This is a genomic window from Rathayibacter sp. VKM Ac-2927 (assembly GCF_022815525.1).
GTDB lineage: Bacteria > Actinomycetota > Actinomycetes > Actinomycetales > Microbacteriaceae > Rathayibacter > Rathayibacter festucae.
Map to the genome: position 1 here is coordinate 185957 of NZ_JALGRT010000002.1, position 13753 is coordinate 199709.

Sequence of the window (13753 nt, forward strand, 5' to 3'; positions counted from 1 at the left end):
CGCCGTCCTCAGCACGGCAGGTCTGCAGCCTCCTGCTCTGACGCTGGTCGATCTCGAGACGCCCGCTTCGCGGGCTGCTCGATCAGCACAGACGTCCCCTCGCCTCTGGACTACCGTTTCGCGGTCAGGCCGTGTACGCCCGCAGCGCGTCGGCGGTGCGGGTCTGCGCACCGGCGACGAGGTCGGCCGGCGTCCCCTCGAAGACGATCGACCCGCCGTCGTGCCCCGCCCCGGGGCCGACGTCGATGATCCAGTCGGCGTGCGCCATCAGCGCCTGGTGGTGCTCGATCACGATCACCGAGGAGCCGGAGTCGACGAGGCGGTCGAGCAGGCCGAGCAGGTTGTCGACGTCGGCCAGGTGCAGGCCGGTCGTCGGCTCGTCGAGGATGTAGACCGAGCCCTTCGAGGCCATGTTGATCGCGAGCTTCAGCCGCTGCCGCTCGCCGCCGGACAGCGTGTTCAGCGGCTGCCCGAGGGTGAGGTAGCCGAGCCCCACGTCCACGAGGCGGGCCAGGATCGTGTGCGCCGGCCCGGATCCGAAGAACTCGGCCGCCTCGACGATCGGCATCGAGAGCACCTCGTGGATGTTCTTCCCGCGCAGCCGGTACTCGAGCACCTCCGCGGTGAACCGCTTGCCCTCGCACTCCTCGCAGATCGACGAGACGGTCGCGGCCGGGCCGAGCTCGGTGAAGATCAGCCCGGCGCCCTTGCAGACCGGGCAGGCGCCCGCGGAGTTCGCACTGAACAGGGCCGCCTTGACGCCGTTCTCCTTCGCGAAGGCGGTGCGGATCGCATCGAGCACGCCGGTGTAGGTGGCGGGGTTGCTGCGCCGCGAGCCGCGGATCGGCGACTGGTCGGCGACGATCACCCCCGGCCGCTTCGCCAGAGAGCCGTGGATCAGCGAGGACTTGCCCGACCCGGCGACGCCGGTGACGACGGTGAGCACCCCGAGCGGCACGTCGACGTCGACGCCGCGCAGGTTGTGCGTGGACGCGCCGCGGATCTCGGCGACGCCCGTGGGCCGCCGCACCTCGCTCTTGAGCGGCACCCGGTGGTCGAGGTGGCGCCCGGTGAGGGTGTCGGAGTCGCGCAGCGCCTCGACCGAGCCCTCGAAGCGGATCTCGCCGCCGTGCGAGCCGGCTCGCGGCCCGAGGTCGATGACGTGGTCGGCCACGGCGATGATCTCCGGCTTGTGCTCGACGACGAGCACCGTGTTGCCCTTGTCGCGGAGCCGCCGCAGCAGCTCGATCACCCGCGAGACGTCGTGCGGGTGCAGTCCGGCGGTGGGCTCGTCGAAGACGTAGGTGATGTCGGTGAGGCTCGACCCCAGGTGCCGCACCATCTTCACCCGCTGCGCCTCGCCGCCGGAGAGCGTCCCGGACTCGCGGTCGAGCGAGAGGTAGCCGAGCCCGACCTGCACCAGCGCGTCCAGCGTGCCCAGCAGCGCCTCGACGATCGGGGCGACGGAGGGGTCGCGCACCCCGCGCAGCCACTCCGCGAGATCGGTCGCCTGCATCGACGAGCACTCGGCGATGTTCCGGCCCGCGATCAGCGAACCCAGGGCCGCGCGGGTGAGCCGCGCTCCCCCGCACTCCGAGCAGGGGCCGAAGGCGGCCACCCGCTCGGCGAAGGCCCGGATGTGCGGCTGAGCCGCCTCCTTCGCGAGGTACAGGCGGGTCACCTTGACCACGAGACCCTCGTAGGTCATGTTGATGCCGGCGATCGGCATCTTGACGGCCGGCTTGTACAGGAAGTCCTCGAGCTGCTGAGGAGTGAAGTCGGCGATCGGCACGTCGGCGGGATAGAGCCCCGATTCGGCGAGGCTCTTCCAGTACCAGCCGCCGACGACGAAGTTCGGGATCGCGTCGAGCGCTCCGCCCTCGAGCGACTTCGAGCGGTCGAGCAGCGCGTCGAGGTCGATGTCGGAGACGCGGCCGGTGCCCTCGCAGCGCGGGCACATGCCCTCGGGCAGGTTGAACGAGAACGCCCCGCTGGTGCCGACGTGCGGATCGCCGATCCGGCTGAACAGGATGCGGAGCATCGTGTAGGCGTCGGTCGCGGTGCCGACGGTGGAGCGGCCGTTCGCGCCCATCCGCTCCTGATCGACGACGATCGTCGCCGACAGCCCGTCGAGAGACTCGACGTCCGGCCGGGCCGGCGAGCCCATGAACTGCTGCAGGAACGCCGAGTAGGTCTCGTTGATCAGCCGCTGCGACTCGGCCGCGATCGTCCCGAAGACCAGCGAGGACTTGCCGGAGCCCGAGACGCCGGTGAACACCGTGATCCGGCGCTTCGGGATGTCGACATCGACGCCGCGCAGGTTGTTCTGCCGGGCGCCGCGCACCCGGATGACGTCGTGCGGGCCCGCGTCGCGCGGCCCCGCCTCTCCGAGGGTCGAGGGGGTCATGCGGTCTCCGTCCGTCAGCGGTGCCCGAATCCTAGGGGAGCCCTCCGACATCCGGGAGACGCCGAAGGGCCCCCGGATCGCTCCGAGGGCCCTTCCGACGGACGCGCCTCAGCTCGAGACGGTCTCGCCGCGCGAGATCGAGATCATGTCCTCGCGCGGGACGACCTTGACGCGGACGCGGCCCTGCGGAGCACCGAGCGCCTGCTCGTGCTCGTCGAGGCGGTGCCAGCCGTCGAGGTCGGTGTAGGCGACGCCGCGCTCCTCGAGCAGGGCGACGACCGCCGACTCCTCGGGGTGCGCCGGGGTCCACCAGGACGCCTGATCGTTGAGCACGTGCCCGACGGTCTCCATCGCGTCCGACTTGGTGTGCCCGATCAGGCCGACCGGTCCGCGCTTGATCCAGCCGGTGGCGTACACGCCGTGCACCGGCTCGTCGTCGTCGTCGAGGACCTGGCCCTCGCGGTTCGGGATGACGCCGCGCATCTCGTCGAACGGCAGGCCGTCCAGCGGGGAGCCGAAGTAGCCGACGGCGCGGTAGACGGCCTGGACCGCGATCTCGCGGATCTCGCCGGTGCCGCGGGTGCCGCCCTCGCCGTCGGGCTCGGTGCGCTCGTAGCGGATGGCCGAGACGCGGCCGGTGCCGTCGTCGATGAGCTCGAGCGGCTTGGCCCAGAAGTGCAGGTGCAGGCGGCGCGAGGCGGAGCCGACCTCGCGGGTGCGCCACTGGTTCAGCACCCGGTTGATCACCATGACCTGCTTGTTCGTCTCGATGGCCGCCTGCGAGGCGGCGTCGAGCACGAAGTCCTCGTCGGCGACGATCATGTCGACGTCGCGCAGCTCGCCGAGCTCGCGCAGCTCGAGCGGGGTGAACTTGACCTGCGCCGGTCCGCGGCGGCCGAAGACGTGCACGTCGGTGACGGGCGAGGCGGCCAGCGCGTCGTAGACGTTCGGCGGCACCTCGGTGGGCAGGAGGTCCTCGGCGTGCTTCGCGAGCATCCGCGAGACGTCGAGCGCGACGTTGCCGTTGCCGATCACGGCGACGGACGAGGCCTCGAGCGGCCAGGTGCGCGGCACGTCGGGGTGCCCGTCGAACCAGCTGACGAAGTCGGCGGCGCCGTAGGAGCCCTCCAGCTCGACCCCGGGGACGTCCAGCGGGGCGTCGCGGATCGCGCCGGTCGAGAAGATGACGGCGTTGTAGTGCCGCTTGAGGTCCTCGAGCGTGATGTCGGTGCCGAAGTGCACGTTGCCGAAGATGCGGATGTCGCCGCGGTCGAGCACCTCGCGGAGCGCCGTGATGATGCCCTTGATCCGCGGGTGGTCGGGGGCGACGCCGTAGCGGACGAGTCCGTAGGGCGCCGGCAGGTGCTCGAACAGATCGATCGAGACGTCGTACTTCTTCTCGGCCTTGATCATGAGGTCGGCGGCGTAGATGCCCGCGGGACCCGCGCCGACGATGGCCAGCCTGAGCTTGGTCATTGCATTCCTCCTGCCGGGGCGCCGAGGCGCGTCTCCGGACTCATTCCTGCGGCGCTCGAATGCGCGCCGCGACGATTCGGTCAGCCGTTGCGGTCGACGACCGTGTCGGCGAAGCGCGTGAGCGCCTTGCGGACCGGCCCGTCGGGCAGCGGGGCGAGGGCGTCGACGGCCTCATCGGCCCAGGCGTGGGCCTCGGCGAGGGTCTGCGCCGTCACGGGGTGGTCGCGCAGCTGCGCGATGGCGTCGGAGATGTCGGCGCTCTGCTCGTCGGTGTGCGCGATCGCGTCGTTCGTGCGGCTGACGTAGCTCTCGATCCGGGCGAGCAGCACGGCCGCGTCGCGGTCGGTCGCGGCGCGCTCCCGCAGGCGCAGGATCGGCAGCGTCGAGACGCCGGCGCGGATGTCGGTGCCCGGGTTCTTGCCGGTCTCCTCCGGCTGCGGCGAGAGGTCGATCACGTCGTCGACGATCTGGAAGGCGACGCCGATCTTCTCGCCGAAGACGCGCACCGCCTCCTCGAAGGGCGCGGGCGCCTCCGAGAAGACGACGCCGGTGCGGGCGGCGGCGGCGATCAGCGAGCCGGTCTTGTCGGCCAGGACGCCGAGGTAGTGCTCGACCGGGTCCTCGCCGGCGCTCGGGCCGACCGTCTCGTGCAGCTGGCCGAGCACGAGGCGCTCGAAGGTGTCGGTCTGCAGCCGGATCGCGCGCTCACCGAGCTCGGTCATCAGCTGGTTCGCCCGGGCGAAGAGCAGGTCGCCGGTGAGGATGGCGACGTTGTTGCCCCAGACGGTCTGCGCCGAAGGAACGCCTCGGCGCTTCTCCGCCTCGTCCATGACGTCGTCGTGGTAGAGCGAGCCGAGGTGCGTGATCTCGATGGCCTGCGCGGCGCTGAGCACCTCGGGGGTGTTGCCCCGGCCGAGCTGCGCGGTGAGCAGGGTGAGCATCGGCCGCACCCGCTTGCCGCCGGCCTCGAGCAGGTAGCGCGTCGAGACGTCGGCGACTGCGTCCGCGAAGGACAGCTGCTGGACCATGCCGGCCTCGACCCGCTCGAGCCCGTCGTCGATCGCGCGCGCGAGAGCGCGGTCCGGAGCGGTCGAGAAGATGCGCTCGGAGAGGCCGAGCTGCGCCGTCAGAGACGGACTGCGGCGGGCGACGGGCGCACTGGCGTTCACACTCAAACCCTAACGTCTCGGCCCGGCAGGCCCCTGGGCGCGCATCAGGTCGCCGCGATCGGCTTGATCCCGCGGTGCAGGGCCACGATCCCGGCGGTGAGGTCGCGGTAGGCGACGCGCTCGAAGCCGGCGGCGCGGAGCCAGCCCGCGACGACCTTCTGCTCGGGCCAGGCGCGGATGGAGTCGCCGAGGTAGTCGTAGGCCGGGTCGTTGGAGGAGGCGAGGCCGACGATCACGGGCATGACCTTCGACAGGTAGAAGTCGTAGGCGGCGGCGAGCGGCTTGAGCGGCGGGGTCGAGAACTCGCAGATCACGACGCGGCCGCCGGGCTTGACGACGCGGAAGAACTCGGCGAGCGCCGTCCGCGGCTCGGAGACGTTGCGCAGGCCGAAGGAGATGGTGACGGCGTCGAAGGAGTCGTCCTCGAAGGGGAGCTCCATCGCGTCGGCGAGGACGAACTCGATGAGCTCGTTCTCGGCGTGCCGGCGGCGGCCGACCGAGATCATCCCGCGGGAGAAGTCGGCGGCGACGACCTGTGCTCCGGAGCGCGCCAGCGAGGCGCTCGAGGTGCCGGTGCCGGCCGCGACATCGAGGATGCGCTCGCCCGGCGCCGGGTTGACGGCGCGGGTCGTGGCGATCCGCCAGAGGTGGTCGTTGCCGACGGACAGGACGGTGTTCGTCAGGTCGTAGGCGGGCGCCACCGTGTCGAACATGGCAGCGACCTCGTCGGGCCGCTTGGTGAGGTCTGCCTTTGTCACGATCAACGAGTCTAGGGCGAGGAGCGGAGTGGCGGCTGTGCATCCACTGCCCTTGCACATCCGCTCAGGCGACCGGCGCCGGACCGGCGGAGCCGCGCGGAGGGAGCGGGACGGGGCGGAGGTGCCGGGGCCGCCTTGCTCCGCCTAGCTGCGGCGGCCCCGGACGAGGAAACCGTAGCAGCGGACCCCCGGGCGAGGGTGGTCCCGGCGCACAACGTCTCGCTTTCCGACGCGGGCGTACTGTGGAGCAGTGACATCGACCGGGGCCGGAGCTCCTCCCCTCCACGCCGAGACGACACCGCTCGACGGTCCGCACGAGCTGATCACCCGCGTCGATCCGCGGCAGCCGCTGCTCTGGCAGCGCGGCGGCGCAGGACTGGCCGGGCTCGGCGAGGCGCTGCGGCTGGAGTTCTCCGGCCCGGATCGCATCCGCGAGGCCTCCGCCGCGTGGCGCGAACTGTCGGCTGCGGCCGTCGTCGCGGATCCGCTCGGCGTCCCGGGCACGGGACTGGTGGCCTTCGGGGCCTTCGCCTTCTCCAGCCGGTCGAGCGCGACGAGCGTCCTGATCGTCCCCCGCGTGGTCATCGGTTCGCGGGGCGGGCGGTCGTGGGTGACCCGCATCCGGACGGCCGACGAGACGGCCGGCTCGACGGCGGTCCCCGCTCCGCTGCCCTTCGGCGACGAGTTCCGCCTCCCCCTCCTCCCCGGTGCGATGACGCCGGACGCGTATCGCGCCGCGGTCGCGTCGGCCGTCGGCTCGATCCGCTCGGGCGCCCTCGAGAAGGTCGTCCTCGCCCGGGACCTGCAGGGACGGCTCCCCCGGGACGCCGACCGCCGTCGGCTGCTCCGCGATCTCGCGAACGGCTACCCGGACTGCTGGACCTTCGCGGTCGACGGCTTCCTCGGCGCGAGTCCCGAGACGCTCGTGGGGGTCGACCAGGGCGCGGTCACCGCGCGCGTCCTCGCCGGCACCAGCGCGCGCGGCGGCGACGCGGAGGAGGACGCCGCGATCGTGCGCGCCCTCCTCGCGAGCCCGAAGGACCGCTCCGAGCACGCGTTCGCCATCGCCAGCCTGCTGCGCGAGCTCCGGCCGCACACCGGCGCGCTCACGACCACTCCGGAGCCCTTCGCTCTGAAGCTGCCGAACCTGTGGCACCTCGCGACCGACGTCCGCGGGACGCTCGACGACGCCTCGACCGCGCTCGACCTCGTCGACGCCCTGCACCCGACCGCCGCCGTCGCCGGCACGCCGACCGACCGCGCGCTCGCCCTGCTGGAGGAGCTCGAGCCGTTCGACCGCGGCCGCTACGCCGGTCCGGTGGGCTGGATCGACGGCAACGGCGACGGCGAGTGGGCCGTGGGGCTGCGCAGCGCGCAGGTCTCCCCCGACGGCGCGGTCACCGCGTGGGCCGGTGCGGGCATCGTCGCGGACAGCGACCCCGCCACCGAGCTCGCGGAGACGGGCATGAAGTTCCGGCCGATCCTCGACGCGCTGAGCTGACGGCTGCGGCCGCCCGGGAGATCAGCGCTCGAGCGCGATCTCGACGATGCCCGGGCCCTCGCCCGGCGAGGTGAGGGCCTGCTCCAGCTCGCCGCGGGTGGCGACGAGGCGGTGCGACCAGCCGTAGGCCGTCGCCAGGGACGCGATGTCGACGGTCTGCGGCGTGAACTGCACGCGGTCGAAGGCGTCGGGAGCCGAACTGGTGGCGACCTCGAGGCCGTCGAAGATGGTGCCGCCGCCGTCGTTCACTACGACGAGCTGCACGCGCGGCCGGCGCTCGCCCGGGGCGAGCAGCAGTCCGCCCGCCTCGTGCAGGAGCGTGAGGTCGCCGAGGACGACGCGGGTGGCGCCGCCCGAGCCCGCATCGGCGGACTGCGAGGCGACGGCGATGCCGAGAGCGGTCGAGACCGTGCCGTCGATGCCGGCGAGCCCGCGGTTGGAGTGCACGGTGATCCGCTTGCCGGGCAGCGAGCCGTCCGCGACGCGGATGAGGCGGGAGGCACCGAAGAGCAGGCGGTCGTGCGGCCAGGTGACGCGCCAGACCGCGGCGACGACGAACTCGCGGGTGAGCGGCGCGCGGATCGCTGTCAGGGCGTTCCGGGCGTAGCCCCGGCGGTCCTCGACCGACATCGAGCCGCCGTCGGGCGCCTCGGGGATCGCGTCGGGGTCGGCGTCGGCCACGAGCGCGCGGCTCGCCGACACCCAGGAGCCGGGCCAGGCGCGCTCCGACCGCTCGGGCCGCGGCGAGTCCTCGGGACGGACGACGGCGAGGGCGCGGACGCTGCGCGCACGGCGGCCGGGGTTGTAGAACTCGCGGCGACCGCGGTCCACGACGATCACCTCGACGTCCTCGCGGCGCAGCAGCTCCGGGACCTCGCGGGAGAGGGTCGGGTGGCCGAGGACGATCGCCCGGCGGACGCGGCCTCCGAACCCGGGCTCGGCGAGGAGGCGTCGCCAGGCGACGACGAGCTGCGGACCGAAGCGAGCCCCGGAGGAGACCTCGGCGAGCAGTGGCCAGTCGCCGGCGCGGGCGAGCGCCTCGGCCTCGGCCCCGGCCTTGTCGCCGGCGATGACGACGGTGAGGGGCTCGAGCGGGCCGGCGGCGATCGTCTCCGGGGCGACCGCGGCCTCGTCCGGGGCCGGTGCGGCCGATCCGGGCTCGGGCACGTCGAAGGCGGGCAGGCGCGAGGACAGCGGGTCGCGGAAGGCCAGGTTGAGGTGCACGGGGCCGCCCGGGCGGGATGCCGCGGCGTGCGCGCGGTCGGCGAGGGCGCAGGCCGACTCCGCCGGCGTCTGCGCGTCGGGGGCGGCGACGTCCTCGAAGAGGCGGACGGCGCGGCCGAACAGCTCGACCTGGTCGGTGGTCTGATTGGAGCGGATGCCGCGCAGCTCGCCGGGGCGGTCGGCCGTGAGCACGATCAACGGCACGTCGGACGCGTCGGCCTCGAGCACGGCGGGGTGCAGGTTGGCGGTCGCGGTGCCGGAGGTCGTGATCAGGACGGCGGGCGAACCGGTCTCGAGTGCGAGGCCGAGGGCGAGGAATCCGGCGGAGCGCTCGTCGATCCGGACGTGCAGCCGGATGCGGCCGCGGGTCTCGAGCTCGGCCGCGACGAGCGCGAGTGCCTGGGAGCGGGAGCCGGGTGAGACGACGACGTCGCGGACGCCGAGCGCGACGAAGCGGGTGAGGAGGTCGACCGCGAAACGGGTGGAGGGGGCGACCGGAGCCGCGTCAGGCATCCCGACGGCCGGTGCCGTCCGACTCGCCGGAGTCGTCGAGATCGGCGAGGTCGCGCTCGAGCTGGGCGATGCGCTCGGCCTGCTCGCGCTCCTTCTCCGGATCGCGCTCGCGGCGGAGGGTGCCGAGGAAGTCGGGGTCGTCGTCCGGAGCCGTGAAACGGCGGCCCTCGGAGCGCTGCTTGCGAGGGCGGCCGATCCAGAACCAGAGGCCCGCGCCGATGATCGGCAGCAGGAGGACCACGAGGACCCACGACCACTTGGGGATCGCGCGCACCGAGTGGCGATTGCTCAGGGCGACGTCGATCACGGTGTAGACCGTGAAGACGGCGAGGGCCACGAGCAGGCCGATGAACAGGCGGATCATGGTGTCCAGTGTACGTCCGGGGTCCTCGAAGGATCCGGGCGCACGGATGCTGGACAGGGAGCTCCCGGGGTGCTCACGGACGCGCATGCAGGGGCCGACGTACACTTGCCCGGTGAAACTGAGCCGCGCGGTCGTCGTCTACTCGCTCCTGCGTCTGGCCATGTTCGCCGGCGTCTTCGTGCTGGTGTACCTGCCGGCGCGCTCCTTCGTCGACTCCGAGCTGACGGCGGCGGTGACCGCCGGCTTCGTCGCCGCCATCGCGAGCATGTCGCTCTCCTACATCGTGCTGCGCAAGCCCCGCGAGCGGATCGCCGAGGCCATCTACGAGCGCCGCAAGGACGTCCCGCGCACGCCCACCGACGACGACATCGAGGACGCCGCGGTCGACGCGGCCCGCGACGGCCGCCCGGGCGCCTGACCCCGCCGCGAGATCGGCCTGCTCGCCCCGCCGCTCGGTGACGGTGGGTCTCGATACGCCCCTGCGGGGCTACTCGACCAGCAAAGAAGAGGCGTCCCTCGCGCAGCGGGCGCACCCCACATGCTGATCGAGTAGCGCGCGCGGCGCGCGTATCGAGATCCACCACCGTCGGCACGGTGGTCTGCAGACTCAGCGTCTCGGTGACGGAGGGTCTCGATACGCCCCTGCGGGGCTACTCGACCAGCATGAGGCGCACCACACCGGCATGAGGCGCTCGGGAGGCGCACCACACCGGCATGAGCCGCGCGGGACGCGCACCACGCGGTCAGAAGGCGAGGGCCGCGCCGAGGATCGCGGCGTAGGCGAGGCCGCTCAGGCTGGTCAGCTGCAGGGCGAGGATGAGCTCCTTCGCCGTGCGCGCGGTCAGGGTGATGAGGATGGCCGGCAGGACCGCCAGCAGGACGAAGAGCGTCAGCCAGGCGAGCGGGTAGAACAGCGCCAGCACGACCGCGATCCCGAACGGCACCAGCACGAAGGCGCTGTACATCGCCCGCGCGATGGTCGGGCCGACGACGACCGCGAGGGTCCGCTTGCCGGAGAGGCGGTCCGTCGGGATGTCGCGGATGTTGTTGACCATCAGCACGGCGCAGGCGAACAGGCCCGCGGCGACGGCGCCGAGCCAGGACTCCTGGTTCGCGCGGCCGATCTGCACGAACGTGGTGCCGACGGTGGCGACGAGTCCGAAGAACACGAAGACGAAGAGCTCGCCGAGGCCGAGGTAGCCGTAGGGGCGCCGGCCGCCGGTGTAGAACCAGGCGGCGGCGATCGCGGCGGCGCCGATGATCAGGAACCACCAGAAGCCGGACAGGAAGGTCAGCACGAGGCCCGCGACGCCCGCGATCCCGAAGAAGACCAGCGCGACCGTGAGCACCGCGCGGGGCTTCGCGGCACCCGATCCGGTGAGCCGCGAGGGGCCGACGCGGTTCGCGTCCGTGCCGCGGATGCCGTCGGAGTAGTCGTTGGCGTAGTTCACGCCGATCTGCAGGGCGAGCGAGACGACGAGGCAGAGCAGGGCGCGCACCCAGTGCCAGCCCTCGTCGGTGACCTGCGTCGCTCCGGTGCCGATCAGGACGGGGGCGATCGCGAGCGGGAGGGTCCGCAGCCGGGCTCCGGCGATCCACTCGCGCGGGCCGGCGGGCTGCACGACGACGCGGCGGGGGTCGCCGCCGGGGCGACCGCTCCGGGGCTTCGCCGACGGCTTCTTCTTGCGACTCGAACTCGACACGGAGGGAATCCTACCGAGTGGTCCCTGCCCGTCCCGGGCCGTCGGCCGCCGGGCGACGCGTCGTTCTCCGCCCCCGTCCGGGCCTGTCCTCAGACCGCTCCCTCCGCCGCGAGGCTCTCGAGGGTGCGGCGGTCGGGCTTCCCCGAAGCGAGCAGCGGGATCTCCGCGATGGCGAGGACCGCCGCCGGGCCGGCCGCACGGCCGAGCCGCTCGACCACCTCGGAGCGCACCCGCGCCAGGTCGGCGTCCGGCGCGGTCGTCGCGACGACCGGCACCTCGCCCCACTGCGCGTCCGAGCGGCGCACCACGACCGCGTCGGGCAGGAGCCCGTCGCGCAGCACTCGCTCGACCGCATCCAGCGAGACCTTCTCCCCGCCCGAGACGATCACCCGGTCGAGGCGGCCGGTGACGCTCAGGCGGCCGTCCTCGATGACGCCGGCGTCACCGGTGCGGTACCAGCGCTCGCCGTCGAGCGAGACGAAGGCGGCGGCGCTGCGCTCCGCGTCGAGTCCGCCGTCCGCGTCGAGGTAGCCCTCCGCGAGGGTCGGGCCGCCGAGGAGGACCTGGCCGTCGACGACGCGGATCCGCACGTCGCGCAGCGGGAGGCCGTCGTAGACGCAGCCGCCGGCGGTCTCGCTCGAGCCGTAGGTGAGCCGGATCCGCACGCCGAGCGCGGCGGCCCGGTCGCGCAGCGTCTGCGGGGTCGACTGGCCGCCGATCAGCAGCGCGTCGAAGGAGGCGAGGACCGCGGCCTCGGCGGGCACGCTCTCCGCGAGGTCGAGCAGCCGGGCGAGCTGCACGGGGACCAGCGACGAGTAGCGCCGCTCCCCCGCGGGCATCGTCCGGGCGAGGGCGAGGAAGGCGGCGGCGTCGAAGCCGCCGGCCGGCAGCACGACCGGGTCGGCGTCGGCGGTCAGCGAGCGGACCAGCACCTGCACTCCCGCCACGTAGTGCGTCGGCAGGCAGAGCAGCCAGCGGCCGGGACCGCCGAGCTCGGCGAGGGTGGCGGAGGCGCTGGTCAGCAGCGCCGAGGTGGCGAGCGCGACGCGCTTGGGCGGGCCGGACGAACCGGAGGTCTCGACGACCACGGCGACGCGCTGCGGGACGGACGCGTCCGCCTCCGGGTCCGACTCCACTCCCGGAGCGGCGATCCGCACCGCGGGACCGCTGCCGTCGAGCGCCGCGCGGAGGGCGATGAGCACCTTCTCCGGCGCCGCGTCGACGGAGGCGAGCGGGCGGGTCATCGCCGCTCCGCCCCGGAACGCGATGACCCGGTCCCAGCCGCCACCGTCAGAACTGCCACGGGAACGGCGACCAGTCGGGCGCGCGCTTCTCGAGGAAGGAGTCGCGCCCCTCGACGGCCTCGTCGGTGCCGTAGGCGAGGCGGGTGGTCTCGCCGGCGAAGAGCTGCTGGCCGACGAGGCCGTCGTCGACCGCGTTGAAGGCGTACTTCAGCATCCGGATCGCGGTGGGCGACTTGCTCAGGATCGTCTCCGCCCATTCGAGGGCGGTCGCCTCGAGCTCGGCGTGCGGGACGACCGCGTTCACGGCGCCCATCTCGTACGCGCGCTGCGCGGAGTACTCGCGGGCGAGGAAGAACACCTCGCGGGCGTTCTTCTGGCCGATCTGGCGGGCGAAGTAGGCGGAGCCGTAGCCGGCGTCGAACGAGCCGACGTCGGCGTCGGTCTGCTTGAAGCGACCGTGCTCCTCGGAGGCGATCGTCAGGTCGCAGACCACGTGCAGCGAGTGCCCGCCGCCGGCCGCCCAGCCGGGGACGGCGGCGATGACGACCTTGGGCATGAAGCGGATCAGCCGCTGCACCTCGAGGATGTGCAGGCGGCCGTTGCGCGCCGAGTCGATGCCCTCGGCGGTCTCGCCGTCCGAGTAGCGGTAGCCGTCGCGGCCGCGGATGCGCTGGTCGCCGCCCGAGCAGAACGCCCAGCCGCCGTCGCGCGGGCTGGGGCCGTTGCCGGTGAGGATGACGACGCCGATGCGCGGGTTCGTCCGCGCGTCCTCGAGTGCGCGGAACAGCTCGTCGACCGTGCGCGGACGGAAGGCGTTGCGCACCTCCGGCCGGTCGAACGCGACCCGGGCGATGCGGCCGGACCGGTCGTGGTGGTAGGTGATGTCTTCGAGACCGTCGAACCCGTCGACCGGCGCCCAGCGGCGCGCGTCGAACAGCTCGGAAACCTGCGTGCTCATGGCCTCGACCCTACTGGCGGGGGCTGGGGGCGGGATCGGGGCCGCTGCACCGCGCCGAGGTGCCCGCGGGGTGTATCGAGACCCCCGGCACCAGCACTGCGGACGACGGGTATCTCCCAGGAGAGATCACCTTGTCCGTACCGGGAAAGCCATGCTGATCGAGTAGCCCGCGCAACGGGCGTATCGAGATCCACCAGCGCCAGAAGGACGACTCTGCAGACCGGCCCTGCTGATGACAGCGGGTCTCGATACGCCCCTGCGGGGCTATTCGACCACCATGACGCGGCGCAGCCGTGTCCTTTCCCTCATCAGGGAGACGCGAGGCGGCTTCACCGTTCGAGACGCCCGCTCCGCGGACTGCTCGATCAGCAGGCGATCGATGCGCCCTGCGCGCGGGCTGCTCGATCAGGTCCGCTCCGCGAACGGACCCGCAATG

The 13753-nt window shown here is 73.0% G+C and carries 11 protein-coding genes; 2 read left to right on the plus strand and 9 right to left on the minus strand.

The window, feature by feature from the left end; translation table 11 throughout:
- Positions 1-124 precede the first annotated feature (124 nt).
- The 4 genes from MT353_RS06135 to ubiE form a co-directional block, all read right to left on the minus strand.
- The gene (locus MT353_RS06135) at positions 125-2407 is read right to left on the minus strand and encodes an excinuclease ABC subunit UvrA (RefSeq protein WP_243623860.1); all 2283 of its coding nucleotides are present in this window, start codon (positions 2405-2407) and stop codon (positions 125-127) included.
- 108 nt (positions 2408-2515) lie between these two features.
- The gene (locus MT353_RS06140; protein WP_243623861.1) at positions 2516-3883 is read right to left on the minus strand and encodes an FAD-dependent oxidoreductase; all 1368 of its coding nucleotides are present in this window, start codon (positions 3881-3883) and stop codon (positions 2516-2518) included.
- Between the two features lie 80 nt (positions 3884-3963).
- A complete protein-coding gene (locus MT353_RS06145) occupies positions 3964-5052 on the minus strand; it encodes a polyprenyl synthetase family protein (protein WP_243598321.1) in 1089 nt (362 codons plus the stop codon).
- A 44-nt stretch (positions 5053-5096) separates the two neighbouring features.
- Positions 5097-5810, minus strand: a complete 714-nt coding sequence (ubiE, locus tag MT353_RS06150; RefSeq protein WP_243623862.1) for a bifunctional demethylmenaquinone methyltransferase/2-methoxy-6-polyprenyl-1,4-benzoquinol methylase UbiE — start codon at positions 5808-5810, stop codon at positions 5097-5099.
- A 250-nt stretch (positions 5811-6060) separates the two neighbouring features.
- Here ubiE and MT353_RS06155 point away from each other — a divergent pair, with 250 nt between their 5' ends.
- Positions 6061-7311, plus strand: a complete 1251-nt coding sequence (locus tag MT353_RS06155; protein ID WP_243623863.1) for an isochorismate synthase MenF — start codon at positions 6061-6063, stop codon at positions 7309-7311.
- A 21-nt stretch (positions 7312-7332) separates the two neighbouring features.
- Here the strand turns inward: MT353_RS06155 and menD are convergent, their stop codons facing one another.
- Both menD and MT353_RS06165 read right to left on the minus strand, forming a co-directional pair.
- A complete protein-coding gene (gene menD / locus MT353_RS06160) occupies positions 7333-9048 on the minus strand; it encodes a 2-succinyl-5-enolpyruvyl-6-hydroxy-3-cyclohexene-1-carboxylic-acid synthase (RefSeq protein ID WP_243623864.1) in 1716 nt (571 codons plus the stop codon).
- Positions 9041-9412 (minus strand): PLD nuclease N-terminal domain-containing protein, encoded by a 372-nt coding sequence (locus tag MT353_RS06165; RefSeq protein ID WP_123447864.1) that lies wholly within the window; start codon positions 9410-9412, stop codon positions 9041-9043. The genes menD and MT353_RS06165 overlap by 8 nt, the downstream gene beginning before the upstream one ends.
- A 112-nt stretch (positions 9413-9524) precedes the next feature.
- Here MT353_RS06165 and MT353_RS06170 point away from each other — a divergent pair, with 112 nt between their 5' ends.
- Entirely contained in the window at positions 9525-9830 is a 306-nt protein-coding gene (locus MT353_RS06170) for a DUF4229 domain-containing protein (RefSeq protein WP_159422135.1), read from the plus strand.
- 325 nt (positions 9831-10155) lie between these two features.
- Here MT353_RS06170 and MT353_RS06175 read toward each other — a convergent pair whose 3' ends face one another.
- The 3 genes from MT353_RS06175 to MT353_RS06185 form a co-directional block, all read right to left on the minus strand.
- A complete protein-coding gene (locus tag MT353_RS06175; protein WP_372487876.1) occupies positions 10156-11115 on the minus strand; it encodes a 1,4-dihydroxy-2-naphthoate polyprenyltransferase in 960 nt (319 codons plus the stop codon).
- Positions 11116-11204: 89 nt separating this feature from the next.
- Positions 11205-12359, minus strand: coding sequence for an AMP-binding protein (locus MT353_RS06180; RefSeq protein WP_243623865.1), 1155 nt, complete (start codon positions 12357-12359; stop codon positions 11205-11207).
- A gap of 46 nt (positions 12360-12405) precedes the next feature.
- Positions 12406-13317: a 1,4-dihydroxy-2-naphthoyl-CoA synthase gene (locus MT353_RS06185; protein WP_243623866.1), complete on the minus strand. Its 912-nt coding sequence runs from the start codon at positions 13315-13317 to the stop codon at positions 12406-12408.
- Positions 13318-13753: the final 436 nt, after the last annotated feature.